Below are 24,346 nucleotides of genomic sequence, written 5' to 3'. Positions count from 1 at the left end.
AAAAAAGCGCCCTACGGGGCGCTTTTCATTTGGGTGCCGTGCGCGGCGGGACATGCCTCGCAACCATCTCCGCCAAGGCTTGGCGTAGCGGCGAATCGGGCAATTCGTTGGCCAGCGCCGCCAGGCTGTTGATCCCAACTGCTGTCATCTTGGCGCGTTTGGGCGGCTTTTCGGTCTCTTGTGGCCATAAGCTGTCATTTCCGCCCTGCGGTTGTACCCGTACACGAATTGCGGTAATCTGCGATCCCCGGCGCTGCAGACGCTCCAGCAAGGTGGGTACCACCTGCCGTAAGCGCGCCGCAGCCGCACTATGTGCGGCGAGCAACACCAAGGTCGCTTCCCGGCTGTCGCGCGCATCGTTCTTGATGCCGCCGATTGCCACGCCGCCGCCCAAGCCGGGCGGCAAGAGCGACAACACCTCCGCTTCCAACGACGCCAATTGCTTGGCCGCCTGCATCAGCGGGCCGACCGAGCCGGCACCCGAGAGCCAGTCCTGGACCGGTTTTGCTATGGGCGTCTTGAGAGCGGGATGAACAAAGATTCGCATGCCGGCATTGTAGGGCGCTTCATTGCGCTTTCGTGCCGTTGGGCGGCTTTTTTGTCCCTTCTTGGGGCCATGGGCGAGCGATGCAGATCATCCTGATTCATCCGCGCAAGACTGGCGCGGTGCACCTGTCGCGGCGCAGTGTCGTCGCGGCTATCGGTGCGGCGCTGCTGGCCGTTGCGGCATTGTCGGGCGGGGCGATGTGGCTGGCGGTCAAGCAGGGCCTGGTGCCTGGCGCCGGCCTGTCCGGCACCTCCGGTGCCGACGCCAGCGTAACCCGCGAAAACCTCAACCTGATGGCCGCGCGCATCGGCGAAATGCAGGCGCAGATGGTGCGCCTGGATGCGCTGGGCGCACGCGTATCGGGTCTGGCTGGCGTGCCGCCGCGCGAGTTCGACTTCAAGTCGCAGCCTGGACGCGGTGGGCCGGAGGGCGCTTTCTCTCGTGCAGTGTCGATGCCGGAGATCCAATCCGAACTCGATCGCCTGACGCGCTCCGCAGACCAGCGTAACGATTACCTCAGCGTGCTCGAGAGCACTTTGATGGATCGCCAGATCCACGCCAAGATGATGCCGACGGTGCGCCCGGTGGCGGTTGGCTACGACTCGTCGGGTTTTGGCACGCGCATTGATCCATTCACCGGCCGGCGCACACAGCACGACGGCGTGGATTTCGTCGCGCCCGTGGGCACGCCCATCGTGGCGGCGGCCGGCGGCGTGGTGGTGGCCAGCGAATACCGCAGCGATTACGGCAACATGGTCGACATCGACCACGGCAACGGCTTGAAGACGCGGTATGCGCACGCATCCAAGGTGTTCGTGAAGATTGGTGACATCGTCAAGGCGGGCGAGCGCATCGCGCTGGTAGGCCGCACCGGCCGCGCTACCGGGTCGCACCTGCACTTCGAGGTGCACGTCAACGATGTGCCGCAGAATCCTGTGGCCTTCCTGGAAAACGCCGGTCAACCCAAGATGGCCGTGACCAAGGCGCCTGCCCCACAGGTTGCAGCAGCTGATATCGGCAAGAGCATGACAGCCGCTGGCCACTGACTGCGCCGGGTTGCAATTGGGGCGTCCGTCCCCAAATCAGCGTGATTGCGCGGCCGTCCCGGACTGGTTCCGGGGCGTCACGAAAGTGCGGCGTTCCTGCCACATCCGGCCGGTCTGCTGCCATCAAACGGGGGTTTGGCGCATGCTAAACTCCCGCCTTTGCGCCAACCCTATTCGGGCCGTTGCGCCGCCTGTGTTTCGCCGTCTCTCGCGAAGCGTTTTTCGGGTAGCACACCGGCCCTAGCCATCGATGATCACGGGCCTTCTCAAGAAGATTTTCGGCAGCCGCAATGAGCGGCTGATCAAACAGTACCGCCGCAAGGTGGCGCAGATCAATGCGCTCGAGCCCAAGTTCGAGGCGCTTTCCGATGCCGAGCTGCAGGCCAAGACCGAGGAGTTCCGCCAGCGCTTCGCCAAGGGCGAGACGCTGGACGCGCTGCTGCCCGAAGCGTTTGCCGTGTGCCGCGAGGCCAGCAAGCGCGTGATGAAGATGCGCCACTTCGATGTGCAGATGATCGGCGGCATGGTTCTGCACGACGGCAAGATCGCTGAAATGCGCACGGGCGAAGGCAAGACGCTCACGGCGACGCTGGCGGTGTACCTGAATGCCATCTCCGGTCAGGGCGTGCACGTCATCACGGTCAACGACTACCTCGCGCAGCGTGATGCGGAGTGGATGGGCCAGCTCTACAACTGGCTGGGTCTGTCGGTGGGGGTCAACCTGACCACCATGGACCACGACCAGAAGCAAGCCGCTTACGCGTCGGACATCACCTACGGCACCAACAACGAGTTCGGCTTCGACTACCTGCGCGACAACATGGTGTACGACGCCGGCCAGCGCGTGCAGCGTCCGTTGAACTACGCCATCGTCGATGAGGTCGACTCGATCCTGATCGATGAAGCGCGCACGCCGCTGATCATCTCCGGCCAGGCTGAAGACCACACCGACCTGTACCGCCGCATGAACGGCATCCCGGCGCAGCTCACGCGCCAGATCGGCGAAGAGAAAGCCGATGGCACGGGCGTCGAGAAGCCGGGCGACTACTACGTCGACGAGAAATCGCACCAGGTCTACCTGACCGAATCGGGCCACGAAAAGGCTGAGCAGATTCTGCTGCAGGCTGGCCTGATCGGCGAGGGCGAATCGCTCTACGCGCCGCAGAACATCACGCTGATGCACCACCTGTACGCCGCCCTGCGCGCGCACAGCCTGTTCTTCCGCGATCAGCACTACGTGGTGCAGAACGGCGAAGTGGTCATCGTTGATGAATTCACCGGCCGCCTGATGACGGGCCGCCGCTGGTCCGACGGTCTGCACCAGGCTGTGGAAGCCAAGGAAGGCGTGCAGATCCAGCAGGAAAACCAGACGCTGGCGACCATCACGTTCCAGAACTACTTCCGCATGTACACCAAGCTGGCGGGCATGACCGGCACGGCGGATACGGAAGCGTACGAATTCCAGGAGATCTACGGTCTGGAAACCGTGGTGATCCCGACCAACCGCACGCCGCAGCGCAAGGACTTGCAGGATCAGATCTACAAGACCGGGAAGGAGCGCTACGACGCCGTCATCCGCGATATTCAAGATTGCTACGAGCGCGGTCAGCCGGTGCTGGTGGGCACCACGTCCATTGAAAACTCCGAGCTGCTGTCGAACCTGCTGAACCAGGTCAAGCTGCCGCACCAGGTGCTCAACGCCAAGCAGCACGAGCGCGAGGCCGCCATCATCGCGGAAGCGGGTCGGCCCAAGGCGATCACCATCGCCACGAACATGGCAGGCCGCGGTACCGACATCGTGCTGGGCGGCAACGTGGAGAAGCAATCTGGCTTCGTGATGGCCGATGCGTCGCTCTCCGACGAAGAAAAGGCCAAGCGCGTGAAGACGCTGCAGGACGAATGGCAATCGCTGCACGAGCAGGTGAAGGCTGCCGGCGGCCTGCACATTGTCGGCACCGAGCGCCATGAATCGCGCCGCATCGACAACCAGCTCCGTGGCCGTGCCGGCCGTCAGGGTGACCCGGGTTCGTCGCGTTTCTACCTGTCGCTGGACGACCAGCTGCTGCGCATCTTCGCGGGCGACCGCGTGCGCGCCATCATGGATCGCCTGAAGATGCCCGAAGGCGAGCCGATCGAAGCCGGCATCGTCACGCGCTCGATCGAATCGGCCCAGCGCAAGGTGGAAGGCCGCAACTTCGACATCCGCAAGCAACTGCTGCAGTACGACGACGTTGCCAACGACCAGCGTCGCGAAATCTACAAGCTGCGTAACGAGATCCTTGAAGCCGGTGATATTGGCGATGTCGTCAAGAACCTGCGCGAATCCGTGTTCACCGAGCTGTTCCGCAACTACGTGCCGGCGGAAACAATGGAAGAGCAGTGGGATGTCGCCGGGCTGGAGAAGGCGCTGCGTGACGACTGGGGTGTTGACCTGCCGCTGGTGAAGACGCTGGAAGACGCCCAGTCCATCGAAGACGAAGCGCTGCTGAAGATGGTGCTGGACGCCGCCGAAGCCGTGTACGAGGGCAAGGTGGCGCAGGTTGGCCGCGAGTCCTTCGCCGGCTTCGAGCGTTCGGTGATGCTGCAGAGCCTCGATACGCACTGGCGTGAGCACCTGGCTGCGCTCGATATGCTGCGCCAGGGTATCCACCTGCGCGGCTATGCGCAGAAAGATCCGAAGCAGGAGTACAAGCGCGAGTCGTTCGAACTGTTCGGCCGCCTGCTCGATACCATTCGCAACGAAGTCACGCGTATCGTTTTCACGGTGCGCATCCAGTCGCAGGAGCAACTGGAGCAGGCTTCGGAGCAGATCGAGGAAGACCTGTCGGCGCTGAGCAACGTGCAGTACAAGCACGACGAGTTCAACGAGCTGGCCGAAGTGGCGGCTGGCGATGCCGAGATTCACGGTGCAGAGCCGGGCATGCCGGCCCACCGTTCGGCGGCATCTGCTGCGGCAGCGGCGCTGGCAGGCGAAGTGCCCAAGGTTGGCCGCAACGATCCGTGCCCGTGCGGTTCGGGCAAGAAGTACAAGCAGTGCCACGGCAAGCTGGCCTGATGCTGCTCACACGCGCCGCTAATGCGGCGCCGCATTTTCCTGCCGTTTTCTGTTGATTCACGATGCCCGCAATGCGGGCATCCTCATTTGAAAGGTGTGCTCCATGGCTGTGAATCTCGTCGCCCCCGCCGCTGACTCCCTGTTGCCGATCGACGGCGTAGACCTTGGCTGGGCCGAGGCTGGTGTCCGCAAGGCCAATCGTAAGGACGTGCTGCTGGTACGCATTGCCGAGGGTTCGAGCGTGGCCGGCGTATTCACGCAGAACCGTTTCTGCGCCGCACCCGTGCAGGTGTGCCGCGAGCATCTGGCGAGTGGCCAGGGCGCACGCGCCATCGTCGTGAATACGGGCAACGCCAACGCGGGTACGGGCGCACCGGGTCTCGCGCATGCACGCCAGACCTGCGATGCGGTGGCCAAGCTGCTGGGCGTGTCGGCGGAGCAGGTGCTGCCGTTTTCGACGGGCGTGATTCTGGAGCCGCTGCCGGTTGATCGTATCGTTGCCGGATTGCCGGCGGCCCAGGCCAATGCCAAGGCGGACAACTGGCTGGCCGCCGCTGAAGCCATCATGACGACCGACACCGTACCCAAGGCCGCGTCCGCCACGTGCACGCTGTCGGGCAAGACGGTGCGCATGTCGGGCATCAGCAAGGGCGCGGGCATGATCCGCCCGAACATGGCGACGATGCTCGGCTTCATCGCCACCGATGCCAATGTCGACGAAGCCGTGTTGCAGGGTCTGGTGCGCTACGCAGCCGACCACTCGTTCAACAGCGTGACGGTGGACGGCGATACGTCGACCAACGACTCGTTCGTCGTGATCGCCACGGGCCGCGCCGGCACGCCGCGCATCGATTCCGAGTCGCACCCCGACTACGTCGCACTGCGCGACGCACTGACCGGCCTCGCACAAGAACTCGCACAGAAGATCGTGCGCGACGGCGAGGGCGCCACCAAGTTCATGGCCATCCAGGTGGAAGGCGGTCGCAACGTGGATGAGTGCCGCCAGATCGCCTACGCGGTCGCGCACTCGCCTCTGGTCAAGACGGCGTTTTACGCATCGGACCCCAACCTGGGCCGTATCCTGGCGGCCGTCGGCTATGCCGGTGTCAATGACCTCGACGTGAATGGCGTCAACCTGTGGCTCGACGACGTGTGGGTCGCCCGCGATGGTGGCCGCAACCCCGAGTACCGCGAAGAAGACGGCCAGCGCGTGATGAAGCAGGCCGAGATCACCGTGCGCATCGCACTCGGCCGCGGCGACGCCACCGCCACAGTGTGGACGTGCGACTTCTCGCACGACTACGTGTCGATCAACGCGGATTACCGCTCGTAATCCGGAGTCTGCCGCTATGTCGTCTGATCTTTCCGCACGGCTCGACCGCTTCCTGGGGCGGCTTGAGCAGTGGCTGCCCCCTGAACTGACCGAAGCCGACTGGAACGAGGCGGTTGCCTTCCGCTGGCGCAAACGCCAGAGCCTGTTCGGCAACATCGGCTATCTCGCGCCGATCCGCCAACTGCCTCCGATCCATCTGAGCGATTTGCACAACATCGAGCGTCAGAAGGACGCCATCGTCGCCAACACACGCCAGTTTGTGCAGAAGCTGCCGGCCAACAACGTGTTGCTCACAGGCGCGCGTGGCACGGGCAAGTCGTCGCTCATCAAGGCGTGCCTGAACGCATTCGTGAAGGACGGCCTGCGCCTGGTTGAAGTCGACAAGGATGACCTGGCTGACCTGGGCGATATCGTCGAGCGGTTGTCGCAGCGCCCCGAGCGCTTCGCGATTTTTTGCGACGATCTCTCGTTCGAAGAGGGCGAGTCGGGCTACAAGGCGCTGAAGTCTGCGCTGGATGGTTCGGTGGCAACGCAGTCGGACAACGTGCTGATCTACGCCACGTCCAACCGGCGCCACCTGCTGCCGGAATACATGAAGGACAACGAGACCTATCAGCACACGTCGGACGGCGAAATCCATCCGGGTGAAGTGGTGGAAGAAAAGATCTCGTTGTCGGAACGCTTCGGGCTGTGGCTGTCGTTCTATCCGCCCAAGCAGGACGAGTACCTGACCATCGTCGGCCACTGGCTCAAACACTTCGGCTGCAGCGATGAAGACATCGCCGCCGCCCGTGGCGATGCGCTGGTGTGGGCGCTGGAGCGCGGCTCGCGCTCGGGCCGTGTGGCATGGCAGTTTGCGCGTGACTGGGGTGGCAGGCATGGGCGGCAGCATGTCGACTGACAACCTGACGCAAGTGCCGCCGACGGGTGTGCCAACCCACACGCCCGACGGCCGCAAGATCACCGAAGTCGCCGTCGGCGTGCTTGTGCAGCCGGATGGCCAGTTCCTGCTGGCGCAGCGCCCCGAGGGCAAGCCGTATGCGGGCTACTGGGAGTTTCCTGGCGGCAAGCTGGAGGCGGGCGAATCGGTCGAAGCTGCGCTCACGCGTGAGCTGAAGGAAGAGCTGGATGTCACGCTGCGCACCTGCGTGCCGTGGCACACCATCGAGCACGACTATCCGCACGCGTATGTGCGGCTGCACTTCTGCAAGGTGACGTCGTGGGAAGGCACGCTGCGGGCGCTGGAAGGTCAGGACTTCGCCTGGCAGACGCTGCCGATCAATGTCGATCCGGTGCTGCCGGCGACGCTGCCCGTATTCGAATGGATGCGTGAGGAAGCGACGGCTAGTTGAGCTTGCCGCTCGGATCACCGCCCGGCGCGTCGGGCGGTAGGTCGTCGTCTTCCACCACCGGAATCGTGTACTGCTCGGCAGCCCAGGCGCCCAGGTCGATTTGTTTGCAGCGCTCGGAGCAGAATGGACGGTAGCGGCTCTCAGATACCCAAGGTACTGGCTTGCCGCAGGTCGGGCATTTGACGGTCTTCACATCCATGGCGCGGCTCAGAAGTTGCAGAGCTTGAGTTGGAACGGGATATCCGCATCGACCGGCTTGGGTCGCAGGTCACCATCCTGCTGGGTGAAGCGTACCCAGAGCATGTACTTGTTGGCGCTGATCTCTGGAATGAAGCCCAGCGCTGACTCATCCAGGCGCACCTGCATGAGCTGGTACACGCGGCCCGACAGCATCTGCTGATAACTACCGGCGTTGGCAATCACCTTGCCGCTCTGGCCAGATTCACGCAGCAGGCGCAGCACGATCATCGTGGCGTCACGCAGCGGTACCAGGGGCTGGGCCCATTTGATGATGTCGGCGCGGCGGCGCTCGGCCGGATGATGCTGCCATGCAAAATACGCCGGCAGATCGAATTCACACGTGCCACCGGGGATGATGGCGCGGCTACGGATGCTCGTCAGCCACTCGTTGTCGGCGATGAGCTGCCCGGCCTTGCCGTGTGTGGCGGTGAGGTTGCCCGAGGCGGTTTCCAGCTCGCTGATGACGGCGTCGAGCGCGTCCTGATCGATCTGCGGATTGGCGCGCAGCGCGGTGAGCGTCTGGCGCTGGCGATCGAGTTCTTTGAGCAGGTCGGATTTGAGGTCGGCGCGGCCGGCCACGTCGACCACCTCGAACAGCGTAGTCAGCGCCACATGGTGCTGCAGCGGGTGTTCCTGCACGAGAAAGAAATCCAGCCGCTCGAACAGATCTTCGAGCCGCAGCAGCGTTCGAATGCGTTCGTTGAAGGGATATTCGTACAGGATCAAAACTTGGGTGCCCGTTCGGGTGGCATTCGGCTGGCACGAAGCCCGTTTGGCTTCGATCTGCCCGCATTCTATGCGAGACCCTCGCGCATCACAATGCAAAGGGGCCACAAGGCCCCGTTCTGCCGCCTTTCAGATGGTTTCAGCGCGTCCGCCAGGCTTGGTCCAGTCGGTCGATCTGCGGAAGGAGGTCGGCCAGCGTTCCGCTGTTGTCGATCACGTCGTCGGCGGCAGCCAGGCGAGCTTCGCGCGAGGCCTGGCGGGCGATGATGGCCTCCACTTGCGTACGTGGCAGGCCATTGCGGGCGATCACACGGGCGATCTGGGTTTCGACCGGGCAGTCGACCACCAGAATGCGGTCGACCAGCGCGCGCCAGCTTTGATGACCGGCCCGCGATTCCACCAGCAACGGAACGACGTAGACGAGGTACGGATGTGCCTCCGACGCCTGCGCGGCTGCGCCACGTGACAGGGCAATCTCCCGGATCAGCGGATGCGTGATTTGCTCGAGCCGCGTCTTGGCCGTTGCATCGGAGAAGGCGAGGGCGCGCATGGCGTCGCGGTCCATGGCACCGTCGGCACGCAGGATGCCGGGGCCGAAGGCTTCGACGAGCTTGGGAATGGCGGCGCCGCCCGGCGCGCTGATTTCGTGGGCGATGGCGTCGGTGTCGACGATGGCGGCACCGCGCTCAGCCAGGCGGTCCGCCACATAACTCTTGCCGCTGCCAATGCCGCCGGTCAGTCCGATCACACGCATGCTGAGGGTGCCTTTACGGTGCCAGCAGGGGCCCGAGCCCCGTCAGCATGACCAACTGCGGACCAGCCAGCAGGGCGATCACGCCGGCGCCGGCAATGAACGGTCCGAAAGAGAAGGGGGTTTCGCTGCTGATGCCGCGTGCCATGCGGAACAGCCCGAAGACCAACCCCACCACCGAAGACAGCAGCACGAGCAGCGGCAACGCCTGCCAGCCGAACCATGCGCCGAGTGCAGCCATGAGCTTGAAATCGCCGTAGCCCATGCCTTCGCGGCCGCGCAGCAGCTTGTAGGCCCAGTAGATCGACCACAGGAAGAGGTAGCCGGCCATCGCACCGATCACTGCGTCGTGCAGGTGCGCGAACATGCTGAACAGGTTCACGCCCAGCCCGAGCCACAACAGCGGCTGGGTGATGGCGTCGGGCAACAGTTGGGTGTCGGCGTCGATCATCGTGCCGGCGACCAGAAACCACAGCAGCACGGCCGAAGCCACCGCCACCCAGGTCGGCCCAAAGTGCCAGAAGCAGGCTCCCGTAAGCAGGCCGGTGACCAGTTCGACAGCAGGGTAGCGCCATGAGATCGACGTCTTGCAGGCACTGCAGCGCCCGCGCAGCGCCAGCCAGCTCACCACGGGAATGTTTTCAACGGCCGTGATCTGGTGGCCGCACGACGGGCAGGCCGAGCGCGGTACGACCAGGTTGTACGCGTCAGGATGCGGGAGCGGTTCCTCGCGCAACTCGGCGATGTAGTTGGCTTCCTCGCGCTCGATCATGCGGGGCAGACGGTGGATCACCACGTTGAGGAAGCTGCCGACGAGCAGGCCGACCAGCCCACCCATCCCGATTACAAACCACGCCGGCAGTTGTGCCAACGTGGGGATGACAAAGACATCTGGCATTGCCTCAGACCACCGTGCCAAGCTTGAAGATCGGCAGATACATCGCCACCACCATGCCGCCAATCATCACACCCAGGAAGACGATGATGATTGGCTCGATCAAGGTAGAGATGTTGGCGACAGCATCATCCACTTCGCGCTCGTAGAACTCGGCCACCTTGAGCAGCATGTTGTCGAGCGCGCCGGATTCTTCGCCGATCTGCGTCATCTGCAGGACCATGTTGTCGAAGACATGGGTGGCCTGCATGGCATTGGTCAGGCTGGTGCCAATGCGCACCGCCTGTTGGATTTCCAGGGTGGCATCGTGATAGATCCAGTTGCCGGCAGCGCCAGCCACGGAGTCCATCGATTCCACCAACGGTGTGCCTGCTGCAAACATGGTAGCCAGCGTACGTGTCCAGCGGGCGATCGTTGCCTTGCGGATGATGTCGCCGAAGATGGGTATTCTCAGAATGAAGCGATGTGTGGAGCGCTGAACGTTCTCGGACCTCTTGAACGCGCGTGTAAATAGTGCAATGCCGATGACTGGGCCCAGCACAATGGGAATCCACCACTTTACAAAGAAGTCCGAGATTGCGATCACGAAAAGTGTCGGGGCCGGCAGATCCGCGCCAAAGCTGGAAAACACGCCCTTGAACGACGGCACCACGAAGATCATCAGCACCACCGTCACCGCAAACGCCACCGTCAGCACCGAGATCGGGTAGATCATGGCCGACTTGATCTGCGCTTTCAGTGCTAGCGACTTCTCCATATACATCGACAGGCGCTCGAGCAGGGCATCGAGAATACCGCCCTGTTCACCGGCGTCGATCAGGTTGCAGTACAGCGTGTCGAAGTACTTCGGATGACGGCGGAACGCGGCCGCCATGCTGCTGCCCGACTCGATGTCGACGCGGATTTCCGTCAGCAGCTGTGTGAAGTTCGGGTTGGCGTGGCCCTTCGCAATGATGTCGACGGATTGCAGCAGTGGCACACCGGCCTTCAGCATGGTCGAGAGCTGGCGCGTGAAGTACGCCACATCCTTCGGCGTGATCTTCTTGCCACGGGCGGCACGGCGGCGCTTGGACTTGGTGATCGACAGGCCCTGCTTGCGCAGGACGGCATTCACCTCGGTGATGCTCTCGGCACGCATCTCGCCCTTGAAGATCTTGCCTTTGCGGTCCTTGCCTTCCCACTCGAAGATGTACTGCGTGGGTGCCTTTGTCTTGGCGGTCTTGCCGGTTTTGCGATCGGGCGCGGCGGCCGCGCGGTTTGCGGCGGGTGCTCGTGTGGCCATGGTTGGTTCCTACCCCCCGGTATGGGAACGATTGATCGAGAAGGTTATTGGTCGCTTATTGGTTTGTGGTGGCCAGCACTTCCTCGAGGGAAGTCTGTCCCGTCTTGACTTTTCTCAGGCCCGATTCGCGCAGCGACAGCACGCCATCCTTGCGCGCCTGTTCGGCGATCTGCAGTGCGGTGCCGTGCGTCAGGATGATCTCCTGGATTGCCTCGGTGATCGGCATGACCTGGTAGATACCGACCCGGCCCTTGTAGCCGCTGCCATTGCAGGTCTCGCAGCCGACCGGGTGATACGGTTGCCACGAGCCGTCGAGATCGGCCTCGGTAAAGCCTGCGTCGAGCAGCGTTTCCTTGGGCAGCGGACCGGGTTTCTTGCAGTCCTTGCACAGCCGGCGCGCCAGACGCTGCGCCGTGATCATCAGCACCGACGACGCGATGTTGAACGGCGCCACACCCATGTTCATCAGGCGCGTCAGCGTGGTCGGAGCATCGTTGGTGTGCAGTGTGGAGAACACCAAGTGACCGGTCTGCGCGGCCTTGATTGAGATGTCCGCCGTTTCCAGATCCCGGATTTCGCCCACCATGATGATGTCCGGATCCTGTCGCAGGAACGATTTGAGCGCCGCCGCAAAAGTCAGCCCCGCCTTGTCGTTCACGTTGACCTGGTTGATGCCGGGCAACTGAATTTCCGCCGGGTCTTCGGCCGTGGAAATATTGATGTCGCCCTGGTTCAGCTTGTTCAGGAACGTATACAGCGACACCGTCTTGCCCGAGCCGGTCGGGCCCGTCACCAGCACCATGCCGTACGGGCGCTTGATCACGTCCAGCAGCAACTGCTTCTGCTCAGGCTCGTAGCCGAGTTGGTCGATGTCGAGCCGCTCGGTGGACGACTCCAGAATCCGGATCACGATCTTTTCGCCGAACAGCGTCGGCAGCGTCGACACCCGGAAGTCGATGGCGCGCTCGACCGTCTCCTTGTTGTCCTTGTCCTTGCGGTCTTTCGGGACGGTGATGAGCAGCTTCATGCGGCCGTCTTGCGGCACGCGTTTCTCGGAAATGTCCAGGCGCGAGAGCACCTTGATGCGGGTCGCGATCTTGTCGCGGATGTCCAACGGCGGTTGCGCGACCTGCGCCAGGATGCCGTCGATGCGGAATCGCACGCGGTAAAACGTTTCAAACGGCTCGAAATGCAAGTCCGAGGCGCCGCGCAGCAGGGCTTCGGTAAAGAGCTTTTGCAGGAAACGCACGACGGGAGCGTCGTCGATGCCGTCTGGGGTGGTGCGGCGCGTGGCGGCTGCGGCCCCCGCGTCATACTCGATCTGTGTCGCCTCCTGCATGGGGAAGAGCGACTTAATCTCGGCCGGCGCCTCGTTGGCAAGGCTCAACTGGCGCACCAGCTTGTCGTGCTCGACGATGACCGTTTCGATTGCCACGTTCATCTTCTGACGCAGCTCTTCGATCGGCTTGGGGTCGCTCGGGTCGGACGTGGCCAGGATCAGGCGGTTGTCGCGGCGGCCCAACGGCAGCAGGCGCAACTGGGCGAAATGCTTGTTGGCCGATAGGACGGCCGGCACGGTGTCGAGCTTGTACTGGGCCAGGTCCAGCAGCGGCATCTGGTACTTGCCGGCCACGAACACGGCCAGATCGTGCGCGCTCATGATCCCGCTGCCCACCAGCTCGTCGATCAGTTGCGTGCGTTTTTCGCGCGCGCTCTGTTCCAACTGGGTGAGTAGCGTCGGCGCGATCCGCCGGCTCTGCGCTAGAGCGAGTCCGAGTGTCATGAGTCCAGTCCGTCAGGCTGCCGCTGACCATTTCAGCGCACACTCGGCCCCACCGCCTTGCGTGTGCGCCCGCCCCCCAAGGCGAGTTTGTTCTATGTTTGCAGCCGGTACCCCACCCATTCGTGGGGGGTGGCGCCCGGAATCGGGGCAGTTTGCCGACCGCCCCTGGATTTGTAAAGCGCACATCAGTGTGCAGCTTGCATTTGTGCCACATCGGCAGAAAACCGCCCGGGCTGAAGTTTTTGGCCCAGTTTCTGTCTTGCGAGTGGTCTCAGCTACGCTTGCCTGCCGCCGGCCGGTGCAGCCGCACCGTGCGGATCGACTGGCTGTCCATCTGCACGATGTCCATCACGCACCCAGCAATCTTCACGCTGACCGTTGCTTCGGGAATCTCCTCCAGCACTTCCAGCAACAGCCCGTTGAGCGTCTTCGGGCCGTCGGTCGGCAGGGTCAGGCCCAAACGCCGGTTCAGGTCGCGCAGCGACATGCCTGCATCGGCAAGATAGGCGCCCTCGGCATCCCAGGCGAGCTTGCCAGCGTTCGGTAGCGTGGTGGTGAACTCACCAATCATCTCTTCGATGATGTCTTCCAGCGTCACCAGCCCCAGCATGTCGCCGTATTCATTGACGATCAGGCCGATGCGGCGGCGGTTTTCCTGAAAGTACTGTAGTTGCCGAAATACGGGCGTGCCGCTCGGCACGAAGTAGGGCTGCACCAGCAGTGCACGAAAGTCGTCATGCGTGAGCTCGGTGTCGCCCAGCAGCGACAGCACCTTGCGCACATGCAGGATGCCGATCACCTGGTCGCTGTCCTGTTCGAACACGGGCAGTTTGTTGTGATAGCAGGTCTCGAGTTGCTGGATCACCTCGTCGATCGGGCGCGACAGGTCGAGCGACTCCACCCGCGCGCGCGGCGTCATCACATCGTCCACGGTGATGGCGTCGAGGTCGAACAGGTTGAGCAGGATGCTGCGGTGCTTGTGCGGGATGAAGTTGCCCGATTCCAGCACCAGCGTGCGCAGCTCCTCGGTGGACATGCGCTGCTCCGGCGCGGCTTTCGTGTTGATGCGCGCCAGGCGCAGCACCCCCATGGCGAGCGCGTTGACCACAGCCACCAGCGGCATCGTGATCTTGAGCAGCGGTGCTATGGCAAAGCTTGCCGGAAACGCAATGCGCTCCGGGTACGTCGCCCCGACGATCTTGGGTGCGATCTCGCAGAAGATGATGATGAGGAAAGCGACCACTGCCGTGGCGATGGACAGCGTCGTCCCGCTATTGCCGAAGTAGTGGATGGCAAGGGTGGTGATCAGCACCGGCACAGCGGTATTGATCAGGCTGTTGCCGATCAGGATGAACGAGAGCAGCTTGTCGGTCTGGCCGAGCAATTGCTGGGTATTGCGCGCGCCCGAGACGTTGGACTTGGCGAGATGGCGCAGGCGATGGCGGTTGAGCGCCATCATCGCGGTTTCGGAAATCGAGAAGAAGGCGGAGCAGCACAGCAGCAGCGCGACGGCGCCGATTTGTGCCCAGAGCGGCCAAGAGTCCAAGGTGGGAGCGGAAGAAAAGCAAGGCGCCCACTATAGCAGAGGGGTTTGTCGCGCCAATGCGGGCGGCTGCGCGAGCCGTTGCCGCAGGCGGACGTCCAGAAACAAAAAAGCCCAGCAGTTGCTGGGCTTGATGTCCTTGATCGACAAGGGAATTTCTGGTCGGGGTGAGAGGATTCGAACCTCCGGCCTCTACGTCCCGAACGTAGCGCTCTACCAGGCTAAGCTACACCCCGATGCTTCTTCGTAGTTCTCGTACTGGTCAGGACTGACGTTGCAGCGAGAAAGCACACAAGTCTATCAGCGTCTGGCGGAAAAGGGAAGGGGGTAATGCATTTGCTGCGGTTTCTGCAGCTGCGGCTTCGCGTTCAGCGGCTTGGCGCGTGTATTCCAGCGCGCCGGAAGCCTGGATAGCGGCGAAGATTGCGTCGAAATGCTCGGTGCCGCCTTGCTCGATCGCCTGACGCGCCAGGGCGCGTTGCTCTTCCGTGCCGTTGCGTAGCAGATAGATGAGCGGCAGCGTCGGCTTGCCTTCGCGCAAATCATCTCCGGCGTTCTTGCCCATCTGGTCGGCGGTGGCGGTGTAGTCGAGCAGGTCATCGACGATCTGGAAGGCGGTGCCGATGCGGCGGCCGTATTCAGCGGCGGCCTCTTCGGTGGCGGCATCCGCGCCTGAGAGCACTGCGCCGATCTGCGCGGCGGCCTCGAACAGCTTGGCGGTCTTGTAGCGGATCACCTGCAGGTAGCGGTCTTCCGTCACGTCGGGGTCGTGCATGTTCAGCAACTGCAGGACCTCGCCTTCGGAAATGATGTTGGTCGCGTCGGCCAGGATCTGCATGATGCGCATGCTGTTGGCCTGCACCATCATCTGGAAGGCGCGCGAGTACAGGAAGTCGCCCACCAGCACGCTGGCCGCGTTGCCGAACACGGCGTTGGCGGTCTTGCGGCCGCGGCGCAGGTCGGATTCGTCGACCACGTCGTCGTGCAGCAGCGTGGCGGTGTGGATGAACTCGACCACCGCGGCTAACTCGTGGTGATGCTCGCCCTTGTAACCCAGCGCATTGGCCACCAGCAGCAGGATCACCGGGCGCAGGCGCTTGCCGCCGGCGCTGATGATGTACTCGCCAATCTGGTTGATCAGCACCACCTCGGAGCCCAGGCGGCGGCGGATCACGGCATCGACGGCGCGCATGTCTTCAGCGACAGGGGCGAGCAGGACGGAGGCGGAGGTCTGGGTCAAGGCGAATTCCGGCGGAAGGCGGTGTGACGGATGATTGGCTTGCGCGCGTTCGATGCAGCGCAAAAACCGCGAGATTATAGAGCAAGCAGGTGACTTGCCCCGGCAGTGCGGCCACAGCCAAGCGGCGTGGCAGGCCGTTGCGCGGGCAACACGCGATTAGTCTTTGATTTGCTTGGGTTTTTCTTGTATAGTTGCGAGTTCTCTGTGTCCGCTTTCCGCGCAGGCGGGTTGCAAGCGGCGCAAGAGTCACGTTTAGTTCAAGAATTAACGTTCTTTTATCGAGGTCCGACAATGTACGCGGTCGTAAAAACCGGCGGTAAGCAATACAAGGTTGCTGCTGGCGAAAAACTTAAAGTAGAACAGATACCGGCGGACGTTGGCGCAGAAATCACGCTTGACCAGGTGCTCGCAGTGGGCGCTGGCGACCAACTCAAGGTTGGTGCGCCTCTGGTGAGCGGTGCTGCCGTCAAAGCCACCGTCATCTCCCACGGTCGTCACGACAAAGTGCACATCTTCAAGATGCGCCGTCGTAAGCACTATCAAAAGCGCCAAGGGCATCGTCAAAATTACACCGAGTTGCGTATCGACTCGATCGTGGCCTAAGGCTGCATCGTCTACGTAACCGGATAGGAGTTCAGTCATGGCACAGAAAAAAGGCGGCGGTTCCACACGGAACGGCCGCGATTCCGAGTCGAAGCGCCTGGGCGTTAAGGTGTATGGCGGCCAAGCAATCAATGCTGGCGGCATCATCATTCGCCAACGCGGCACCCGCACCCACGCTGGTGTGAACGTCGGCATGGGCAAGGACCACACCCTCTTCGCGCTGGTCGATGGCCACGTGAAGTTCGCCAACCGCGGCGAAGGCAAGAAGCAGTTCGTCGACGTTGTTCCGGCGGCCTGATTCAGCCTTGTAGTGCAAAGGCCCCGCACCCGTGCGGGGCTTTTTCGTTTCTGGCCGCTAACAAAACGCGACGCCTGATCCTGGGCGCTACGCTGGTCCCTGGCGTGTTATTCCAGCCGCGTTTTGTTAGCGATGGCGCTTGTGACGCCGATTCTTTTTTACCTGCCGTGCGCACGTCGCACGGGCGGAGACCTCCATGAAGTTCATCGACGAAGCCCGGATTGAAGTGATCGCTGGTGATGGCGGCAACGGTAGCGCCTCGATGCGCCGCGAGAAATTCGTCCCGTTCGGCGGCCCGGACGGCGGCGACGGCGGGCGTGGCGGCAGCGTGTGGGCGGTCGCTGATCGCAACATCAACACGCTGATCGACTACCGCTTTGCCAAGAAGCACCTCGCGCGCAACGGCGAAAACGGCCGCGGTGCGGATTGCTATGGCGCTGCCGGTGAAGACATCACCCTGCGCATGCCGGTCGGTACCGCCATCTATGACGCCGACACGGAAGAGCTGATCGCTGACCTGACGCTCGATGGCCAGCGCCTGTGCCTGGCGCAGGGCGGCGAGGGCGGCTGGGGCAACATCCACTTCAAGTCGAGTACCAACCGCGCGCCGCGCCAGAAGACCGACGGCAAGGCCGGCGAGCGCCGCAACCTGCGCCTGGAGCTGAAGGTGCTGGCCGATGTGGGCCTGCTCGGCATGCCCAATGCCGGCAAGTCGACGCTGATCACGGCCATCTCCAACGCGCGCCCCAAGATTGCCGACTACCCGTTCACGACGCTGCACCCGAACCTGGGTGTGGTGCGCACGGGCCCATCGAAGTCGTTCGTGGTGGCCGACATTCCTGGCCTGATCGAAGGCGCTGCCGAAGGTGCGGGCCTGGGTCACCAGTTCCTGCGACACCTGCAACGCACGCGCGTGCTGCTGCACGTGGTGGACCTTGCCCCGTTCGACGAGGCAGTCGACCCGGTAGCTGAAGCCAAGGCCATCGTCGGCGAGTTGAAGAAGTACGATGCCGAGTTGTTCGACAAGCCGCGCTGGCTGGTGCTCAACAAGCTCGACATGGTGCCCGAGGACGAACGCGAAGCCCGCGTGAAGGACTTCGTCAAGCGCTTCAAGTGGAAGGGCCCGGTGCACCGCATTTCTGCGCTGACGCACGACGGCACGCAGGCGCTGGTCCACGCCATTCAGGAGTACCTCGACGAGCTGCGTGCCGAAGAGGACGCCGCAGCGGCTGCACCTGACCAACGGCTGGACCCGTCGCTGCACAACGTCAGTCACGACAGCGGCGACGGCAGCGCCAACGCATAAAACACACAACACCAACATCCTTCGGAGACACGCCCACCATGGCCCTGCGTTCGCTGATTGCCGATGCGCGCCGCCTTGTCGTCAAGGTTGGTTCCAGCCTGGTTACCAACGATGGTCGCGGTCTGGACCAGGCGGCCATCGCCCGCTGGGCCGCGCAGATCGCGGCGCTGCGTGCGGCCGGCAAGGAGGTAGTGCTGGTGAGCTCCGGCGCCATCGCCGAGGGCATGCAGCGTTTGGGCTGGACCAAGCGCCCGAAGGAAATCCATGAGCTGCAGGCCGCCGCTGCCGTCGGACAGATGGGGCTGGCGCAGGTGTATGAATCCGAGTTCGCGCGGCACGGCATCCGCACGGCGCAGGTGCTGCTCACGCATGGCGACTTGGCGGACCGCGAGCGCTACCTTAATGCGCGTTCCACGCTGCTCACGCTGTTGAGCCTGGGCGTGGTGCCGATCATCAACGAGAACGACACGGTCGTCACCGACGAAATCAAGTTCGGCGACAACGACACGCTGGGTGCGCTCGTCACCAACCTGATCGAAGGCGATGCGCTGATCATCCTGACGGACCAGCGCGGCCTGTACACCGCTGACCCGCGCAAGGACCCGGATGCGCGCTTCGTCGATGAGGCACAAGCCGGCATGCCCGATCTGGAACAGATGGCCGGTGGGGCAGGTTCCAGCATCGGCAAGGGCGGCATGCTGACCAAGATCCTGGCGGCCAAGCGTGCGGCCAAATCGGGGGCGCACACCATCATCGCTTCGGGGCGTGAGGCCGACGTGCTCGCGCGGCTGGCGAATGGCGAGGCCATTGGCACGCAACTGCGCGCGCAGACCGGGCGCATGGCGGCTCGCAAACAGTGGATGATCGACCATCTGCAATTGCGTGGTCGCGTGGTGCTGGACGCCGGTGCGGTGGACAAGCTCACCGCGGGCGGCAAGTCGTTGCTGCCGATCGGCGTGACCGAAGTGCAGGGCGAGTTCGCGCGCGGGGAGGTGATCTCCTGCGTGGATGCCGCCGGACGCGAGGTGGCGCGGGGGCTGACGAACTACTCGTCGGCCGAGGCGCGGCTGATTGCGCGCAAGGCATCGTCGGAGATCGAGGCGGTGCTGGGCTACGTCAGCGCTGCTGAGCTGGTGCACCGGGACAACCTAGTACTGCTCTGATCGCCGATGTGAGCTACCAGGGCTCAACGAGCAACAGCAAAAAATAAGGGGATGAACCCAACGGTCATCCCCTCAGATCAAGCCGTTATCTCTTACGGCCCGGTGAACCCTCTTCCCGAATCCTTCAGCCGGCGCACCAGCGTCGCGGGTTTTCCGTCCCCGGCTACCGACCGTACGTCACAGAAGTACGTGCGCATCAGCGCCGAGGCGTAGTCCGTCGGGCCGCCGTTGCCCACGCGCTGCCAGTCGGTGGCAGGCTTGTACGCGTTCATGCTGGCGGATTCCGCATTCGCGGTTTCGTTCATGTCGACGGCGCGGTTGCCGATCCACTGGTTGGTGTCGTTGCGCAGCGTGGCGTAGATGCGGCGCTCGGCGGTGTCGCAGCGCAGGCCTTCGTAGTTGACGTTGCGCGCGCCGGTCTTGCTGGTGATCAGCACGGTGTAGCGCACCACGTTGTCCGTGCCAATCGACACCGACTTCGGATCGATGGCAAAGCGCAGCGGCGAATCATTGCGGCCACCCACATCGAACGGCACGGCATCACGATCGACCGGCGGGGCCGGGAAGGTGACGGCATCTTCCTTGAAGGGCTTGTCGTTGAACGGGTCCATCAACAGCTTGTCTTCGATGTTGCCGGTGGGGGCGTGGCCGCATGCCGTCAGCGCCAGCGCAGTCGCCAGCGCGAGCGGCACGAGAGCGCGGCGCGCTCCACGTGTCGTCGTCTTCACATTCACGAGTTGTCCTTGGGACGTGTGTCGTCAGGGTTGGAGGATGAGGCTGGTTCCGACGTCGTCACCGTCTCGACGATGACCGTCGTGGTGGTGACCGTCATCACCGCTTGAGGGCGTGGGCCGCGCGCGTTCTGGCCGCCGGGGCGGTTGTCGCGGCCTTCGTTACTGCTGCGATTGTCTGCCCGGTGGTCGCGGTGCTGCCCGCCGCGTCCATACGGAGACAGCGGCGCACGAGTCTGCCGCTGCACGAAGCGGGAAAGCTCCGACAGCGCCAGCTGATACACCTCGCGCTTGAACTCGATCACGGCTTCCAGCGGCACCCAGTACTGGCTCCACCGCCAGGCATCGAACTCCGGATGCTCGGTGGCGCGCAGCTGGATATCGCAGTCGCGACCGACCATGCGCAGCAGGAACCAGATCTGTTTCTGGCCCCGGTAGTGGCCGCGAATCTCGCGGCGGATGAACTTGTCCGGCACCTCATACCGCAGCCAGTCGCGCGTGCGACCGACGATCCGGACGTGTTCTGGCAACAGGCCGACTTCTTCGTGCAGTTCGCGGAACATCGCTTGTTCGGGTGTCTCACCGTACTTGATGCCGCCTTGTGGAAACTGCCAGGAGTGCTCGCCAATGCGCTTGCCCCAGAACACCTCGTTTCTTGCGTTGATGAGGATGATGCCGACGTTCGGGCGGAAGCCTTCACGATCGAGCATGACTGCACCTCGAATACTTTAGAATTACGCCGATTATAGAGCGGTGCATCGTCCTTCTGTGTCCTGATGGCCGGATGCCGCAATGTTGCCGCTCACTCGCGCCTCCTGGGGGAGGAGCGCCTCGCGCTCAGATGTGCGCCTGGCGTCTCGCCGTATCCCTTGATTCCGGTGGCTTTTGCCCTTGTCCTCGCGGCTTTGCATGGCCGCGCCATCCCTTATTGTCAGTCGCATGAAAGCGTCCCAGTTCTTCATTTCCACGCTCAAGGAAGCGCCCGCCGACGCGGAGATCGTGTCGCACAAGTTGATGATGCGTGCCGGCATGATCAAGAAGCTCGGCGCGGGCCTCTATACGTACATGCCCGTGGGTCTGCGCGTGATCCGCAAGGTCGAGCAGATCGTCCGCGAGGAAATGAACGCCGCCGGCGCGGTGGAAGTGCTGATGCCAGTGGTCCAGCCGGGTGAGCTGTGGCAGGAGACCGGTCGCTGGGACAAGATGGGTGACGAACTGCTGCGCTTCAAGGATCGCCACGCGCGCGACTTCGTCGTGCAGCCGACCTCGGAAGAGGTGGTGACCGACATCGCCCGCACCGAAATCCGCTCGTACAAGCAGCTGCCGATCAACTTCTACCAGATCCAGACCAAGTTCCGCGACGAGCGCCGTCCGCGCTTCGGCATCATGCGCGGCCGCGAATTCACCATGAAGGACGCGTACTCCTTCGACCGCGATGCGGAAGCCCTGAAGGTCTCGTACCAGAAGATGTACGACGCCTACACGCGCATCTTCCAGCGCTTCGGCCTGCAGTTCCGCGCGGTGGCGGCCGACAACGGTGCCATCGGCGGGTCGGGCTCGCATGAATTCCACGTGATTGCCGATACGGGCGAAGACGCCATCGTCTACTGCCCGAATTCGGATTACGCCGCCAACATCGAGGCCGCTGAAGCCCTGGCACCGGCTGCGCCGCGTGGTGCGGCAGCCGAGGCGCTCACCAAGACGCACACGCCGGGCCGTGCCAAGTGCGAGGCCGTGGCTGAGCAACTGGGCATTCCGCTGCAGCGCACGATCAAGTCCATCGTGCTGGCGACGGAAGTCGAGGGCGGCGAGCCCCAGATCTGGTTGCTGCTGCTGCGTGGCGATCATGAACTCAACGAGGTCAAGGCATCGAAGGTGCCTGGGCTGGCTGATTTCCGCTTCGCCACCGAAGGCGAAATCCTGCGTGCGTTCGGCACGCGCCCCGGCTACCTGGGCCCGATCGGCATGAAGCTGCCGGTCAAGGTCGTGGCTGACCGCACGGCGGCGGCCATGAGCGATTTCGTCATCGGCGCCAACGAAGAGGACTACCACTTCACCGGCGCCAACTGGGGCCGTGACTTGCCCGAGCCTGAAGTCCATGACCTGCGCAACGTGGTGGAAGGCGACGCCTCGCCGGACGGCAAGGGTACGCTGGCGATCTGCCGCGGCATCGAAGTCGGCCACGTCTTCATGCTGGGCACGCGCTACTCTGAAGCGATGAACGCCACGTTCCTCGACGAAAACGGCAAGACCCAGCCGATGGTGATGGGTTGCTACGGCATCGGCATCACGCGGATTCTGGGTGCGGCCATCGAGCAGAACTACGATGCACGCGGGATCATCTGGCCGGCGTCGATCGCGCCGTTCCAGGTGGTGATCTGCCCGGTGGGCTATGACCGCTCCGACGCCGTGCGCGAAGAAGCCGATCGCCTGCACGCCGAGCTGGTCGCTGCCGGTATCGACGTGATGCTGGATGACCGCGGCGAGCGCCCAGGCGCGATGTTCGCCGACTGGGAACTGATCGGCGTGCCGTTCCGCGTGGTGGTGGGCGACCGCGGCCTGAAGGAAGGCAAGCTGGAATTCCAGGGCCGCCGCGACGAAGCTGCCACCGCCGTGGCACCGGCCGATGTGCTGGCCACGCTGAAGGCGCGTCTCGCGCAGTAATGGAGCTGACCCGCATGCGCCGCTACCTGTCTGCCCGCTCGATCGCCGCTGTGCTGTGCGCAGGGGCGTTGCTCGCGGGCACGCAGGCGGCGTGGGCGGGCGCCCAGAAAGAGGAATACCTGGCGGATTCGGTGCGCAGCGCGCTGTCTGCCGCCGTGGCCGACAGCCGTCCGCTGCGCCCGGTGTTCGCCAACAACGATGAGCAACTCGGCTATCTGCGCTGGCTGGCCGAGATGTCGGTGCGCATGTCGGGCAAGATCCCGCAGGCGTCGGTACGCGTTGAGTTGATCGAGACGGCGTACTACGAGGCCAAGCGTGCAGGGCTGGACCCGGCGCTGGTGCTGGGGCTGATCCAGGTGGAGTCCGGTTTCCGCAAGTACGCCATGAGCAGCGCGGGCGCGATGGGCCTGATGCAGGTGATGCCGTTCTGGACGCGCAGCATTGGTGACAATGACGCCCGCAAGCTCTTCCACCTGCAGAGCAACCTGCGCTACGGCTGCACGATCCTGCGTCATTACCTCGATATCGAAGGCGGCAATCTTTATCTGGCACTGGGCCGCTACAACGGCAGTCGAGGCCAGCCGCAGTATCCGAATGCGGTGCTGGCGGCGTGGAAGCGCTGGCAGTACCAGGAGTCGAGTGCGCTGACCGTATCGGCACCTGTGCCGACCGAGGCGCCGCCGCCACGTGCCAAGGCGCTGCCGGATGTGCCGGCGCGCAATCCGTTCTCACCGTTGCGGATTGCAGCAGGTTCGGCGGGCGGGTCCTGACCGGCTGTTGCATGGTGGTCGGCCTACAATAAGGCCATCTTTTTCGTTCGCCGCATCCACGTCACTCCGCATGTCTACCACCCAACCGTACGCAACCATGTCCGACGCGCTGCACGACTGGCTGCAGCGTCACGTGGCAGAAGGCTTCGAGGCTGATCCGCTGGTCGCCTCGATGGTGCAGTCCGGCTACGACCGCGCTTTCGCGCGCCGCGTGGTGGACGAGGCGCTTGCCAAACGCCCGCCCGCGCCCGCCGTGGCACCCGTACCGGCGCCCGCTGCCCAATCTGCGCAAGCTGCCGACGGGGCCGTCGAGAACAGCAACGCCGTGCGCACCGCTGATGGCGACATCCCCATCCTGTTCGCGCTGGAGACACCGCGCATCGTGCTGTTCCAGCACTTCCTGTCGGATGAGGAGTGCGATCAGCTCATCGCACTGGGGCAGCACCGCCTGAAGCGTTCGCCCGTGGTGAACCCGGAAACGGGCGAGGAGAACCTGATTTCTGCGCGCACCAGCGAGGGCGCGATGTTCCAGGTGGGCGAGCATGCGCTCATCGCCAAGATCGAGGCGCGCATCGCCCAGGCCACCGGCGTGCCGGTCGAGCACGGCGAAGGTTTTCAGGTGCTGCACTACCAGCCCGGCGGCGAATACCAGCCGCACTTCGATTTCTTCAACCCAGGCCGCAGCGGCGAGGCGCGTCAGCTCGAAGTGGGCGGCCAGCGCGTGGCAACGCTCGTCATCTACCTGAACAGCGTGCAGGCGGGCGGTGCGACGGGCTTTCCGAAGCTGGGCCTGGAGGTGGCGCCGGTCAAGGGCAATGCGGTCTTCTTCGTCTACAAGCGCCCCGATGGCACGTTGGACGAGGACACGCTGCACGCCGGCCTGCCGGTCGAGCGCGGTGAGAAGTGGATCGCCACCAAGTGGCTTCGCGAGCGGCCTTATCGTCGCGGCGCGTGAGTGGGGTGAATTCCCAGGGGAACAAAAAAGGGCGACCGTCGAGTCGCCCTTCTTGTTGTTGGT

At 63.7% G+C, this 24,346-nt stretch carries 23 protein-coding genes and 1 tRNA gene; 12 read left to right on the top strand and 12 right to left on the bottom strand.

Features of this window, described 5'->3' with window-relative positions:
* Window positions 1-25 precede the first annotated feature (25 nt).
* Window positions 26-547 (bottom strand): DciA family protein, encoded by a 522-nt coding sequence (locus tag F7R11_RS16570; RefSeq protein WP_021196095.1) that lies wholly within the window; start codon window positions 545-547, stop codon window positions 26-28.
* Window positions 548-627: 80 nt separating this feature from the next.
* On the opposite strand from F7R11_RS16570, the gene F7R11_RS16565 reads away from it, so the two are divergent.
* From F7R11_RS16565 to F7R11_RS16545, 5 genes are all read left to right on the top strand, one after another.
* Window positions 628-1,593, top strand: a complete 966-nt coding sequence (locus F7R11_RS16565) for a M23 family metallopeptidase (protein ID WP_064805250.1) — start codon at window positions 628-630, stop codon at window positions 1,591-1,593.
* 250 nt (window positions 1,594-1,843) lie between these two features.
* Entirely contained in the window at window positions 1,844-4,648 is a 2,805-nt protein-coding gene (gene secA, locus F7R11_RS16560) for a preprotein translocase subunit SecA (protein ID WP_064805247.1), read from the top strand.
* 103 nt (window positions 4,649-4,751) lie between these two features.
* Window positions 4,752-5,981: a bifunctional glutamate N-acetyltransferase/amino-acid acetyltransferase ArgJ gene (gene argJ, locus F7R11_RS16555; protein WP_064805244.1), complete on the top strand. Its 1,230-nt coding sequence runs from the start codon at window positions 4,752-4,754 to the stop codon at window positions 5,979-5,981.
* Between the two features lie 16 nt (window positions 5,982-5,997).
* On the top strand, window positions 5,998-6,882 hold the full coding sequence (locus F7R11_RS16550) for an ATP-binding protein (RefSeq protein WP_064805242.1): 885 nt from the start codon (window positions 5,998-6,000) through the stop codon (window positions 6,880-6,882).
* The gene (locus tag F7R11_RS16545; RefSeq protein ID WP_082932887.1) at window positions 6,872-7,333 is read left to right on the top strand and encodes an NUDIX domain-containing protein; all 462 of its coding nucleotides are present in this window, start codon (window positions 6,872-6,874) and stop codon (window positions 7,331-7,333) included. The genes F7R11_RS16550 and F7R11_RS16545 overlap by 11 nt, the downstream gene beginning before the upstream one ends.
* Here F7R11_RS16545 and yacG read toward each other — a convergent pair.
* From yacG to ispB, 9 genes are all read right to left on the bottom strand, one after another.
* Window positions 7,326-7,532 (bottom strand): DNA gyrase inhibitor YacG, encoded by a 207-nt coding sequence (gene yacG / locus F7R11_RS16540; protein WP_064805238.1) that lies wholly within the window; start codon window positions 7,530-7,532, stop codon window positions 7,326-7,328. The two genes, F7R11_RS16545 and yacG, sit on opposite strands and share 8 nt — an antisense overlap.
* 8 nt (window positions 7,533-7,540) lie before the next feature.
* On the bottom strand, window positions 7,541-8,299 hold the full coding sequence (zapD, locus tag F7R11_RS16535) for a cell division protein ZapD (protein ID WP_004633038.1): 759 nt from the start codon (window positions 8,297-8,299) through the stop codon (window positions 7,541-7,543).
* A 139-nt stretch (window positions 8,300-8,438) separates the two neighbouring features.
* Window positions 8,439-9,053, bottom strand: coding sequence for a dephospho-CoA kinase (gene coaE / locus F7R11_RS16530; RefSeq protein ID WP_064805235.1), 615 nt, complete (start codon window positions 9,051-9,053; stop codon window positions 8,439-8,441).
* Window positions 9,054-9,066: 13 nt separating this feature from the next.
* A complete protein-coding gene (locus F7R11_RS16525; RefSeq protein ID WP_064805233.1) occupies window positions 9,067-9,948 on the bottom strand; it encodes a prepilin peptidase in 882 nt (293 codons plus the stop codon).
* 4 nt (window positions 9,949-9,952) lie between these two features.
* On the bottom strand, window positions 9,953-11,227 hold the full coding sequence (locus F7R11_RS16520) for a type II secretion system F family protein (protein WP_064805226.1): 1,275 nt from the start codon (window positions 11,225-11,227) through the stop codon (window positions 9,953-9,955).
* Between the two features lie 55 nt (window positions 11,228-11,282).
* Window positions 11,283-13,010 carry a type IV-A pilus assembly ATPase PilB gene (gene pilB, locus F7R11_RS16515; RefSeq protein ID WP_031329739.1) on the bottom strand — a complete coding sequence of 576 codons (1,728 nt, stop codon included), beginning with the start codon at window positions 13,008-13,010 and terminating at the stop codon, window positions 11,283-11,285.
* Between the two features lie 271 nt (window positions 13,011-13,281).
* On the bottom strand, window positions 13,282-14,556 hold the full coding sequence (locus F7R11_RS16510; protein ID WP_021196084.1) for an HlyC/CorC family transporter: 1,275 nt from the start codon (window positions 14,554-14,556) through the stop codon (window positions 13,282-13,284).
* 156 nt (window positions 14,557-14,712) lie between these two features.
* Window positions 14,713-14,789, bottom strand: a tRNA-Pro gene (locus F7R11_RS16505).
* Between the two features lie 26 nt (window positions 14,790-14,815).
* On the bottom strand, window positions 14,816-15,745 hold the full coding sequence (gene ispB, locus F7R11_RS16500) for an octaprenyl diphosphate synthase (RefSeq protein WP_064806442.1): 930 nt from the start codon (window positions 15,743-15,745) through the stop codon (window positions 14,816-14,818).
* Window positions 15,746-16,084: 339 nt separating this feature from the next.
* Here ispB and rplU point away from each other — a divergent pair, with 339 nt between their 5' ends.
* From rplU to proB, 4 genes are all read left to right on the top strand, one after another.
* Window positions 16,085-16,396 carry a 50S ribosomal protein L21 gene (gene rplU / locus F7R11_RS16495; RefSeq protein WP_004633023.1) on the top strand — a complete coding sequence of 104 codons (312 nt, stop codon included), beginning with the start codon at window positions 16,085-16,087 and terminating at the stop codon, window positions 16,394-16,396.
* Window positions 16,397-16,433: 37 nt separating this feature from the next.
* Window positions 16,434-16,694: a 50S ribosomal protein L27 gene (rpmA, locus tag F7R11_RS16490; RefSeq protein ID WP_020747472.1), complete on the top strand. Its 261-nt coding sequence runs from the start codon at window positions 16,434-16,436 to the stop codon at window positions 16,692-16,694.
* A 196-nt stretch (window positions 16,695-16,890) separates the two neighbouring features.
* A complete protein-coding gene (obgE, locus tag F7R11_RS16485) occupies window positions 16,891-18,000 on the top strand; it encodes a GTPase ObgE (RefSeq protein ID WP_021196081.1) in 1,110 nt (369 codons plus the stop codon).
* Between the two features lie 38 nt (window positions 18,001-18,038).
* On the top strand, window positions 18,039-19,163 hold the full coding sequence (proB, locus tag F7R11_RS16480) for a glutamate 5-kinase (protein WP_169341068.1): 1,125 nt from the start codon (window positions 18,039-18,041) through the stop codon (window positions 19,161-19,163).
* Window positions 19,164-19,255: 92 nt separating this feature from the next.
* Here proB and F7R11_RS16475 read toward each other — a convergent pair whose 3' ends face one another.
* Window positions 19,256-19,897 carry a CNP1-like family protein gene (locus F7R11_RS16475; RefSeq protein WP_082932851.1) on the bottom strand — a complete coding sequence of 214 codons (642 nt, stop codon included), beginning with the start codon at window positions 19,895-19,897 and terminating at the stop codon, window positions 19,256-19,258.
* Window positions 19,894-20,604 (bottom strand): RNA pyrophosphohydrolase, encoded by a 711-nt coding sequence (locus tag F7R11_RS16470; RefSeq protein WP_021196078.1) that lies wholly within the window; start codon window positions 20,602-20,604, stop codon window positions 19,894-19,896. Before F7R11_RS16470 ends, F7R11_RS16475 begins: the two co-directional genes overlap by 4 nt.
* Window positions 20,605-20,833: 229 nt before the next feature.
* Here F7R11_RS16470 and F7R11_RS16465 point away from each other — a divergent pair, with 229 nt between their 5' ends.
* From F7R11_RS16465 to F7R11_RS16455, 3 genes are all read left to right on the top strand, one after another.
* A complete protein-coding gene (locus F7R11_RS16465; RefSeq protein ID WP_064805224.1) occupies window positions 20,834-22,558 on the top strand; it encodes a proline--tRNA ligase in 1,725 nt (574 codons plus the stop codon).
* A 14-nt stretch (window positions 22,559-22,572) separates the two neighbouring features.
* Window positions 22,573-23,328, top strand: coding sequence for a lytic transglycosylase domain-containing protein (locus F7R11_RS16460; RefSeq protein ID WP_064806439.1), 756 nt, complete (start codon window positions 22,573-22,575; stop codon window positions 23,326-23,328).
* 70 nt (window positions 23,329-23,398) lie between these two features.
* Window positions 23,399-24,283, top strand: coding sequence for a 2OG-Fe(II) oxygenase (locus F7R11_RS16455; protein WP_064805223.1), 885 nt, complete (start codon window positions 23,399-23,401; stop codon window positions 24,281-24,283).
* Window positions 24,284-24,346 lie beyond the last annotated feature (63 nt).

The organism is Ralstonia insidiosa (genome assembly GCF_008801405.1).
Lineage (GTDB): Bacteria > Pseudomonadota > Gammaproteobacteria > Burkholderiales > Burkholderiaceae > Ralstonia > Ralstonia insidiosa.
Note: the sequence above shows the minus strand (reverse complement) of the source record. Positions and strands in the feature narration are given on the sequence as shown.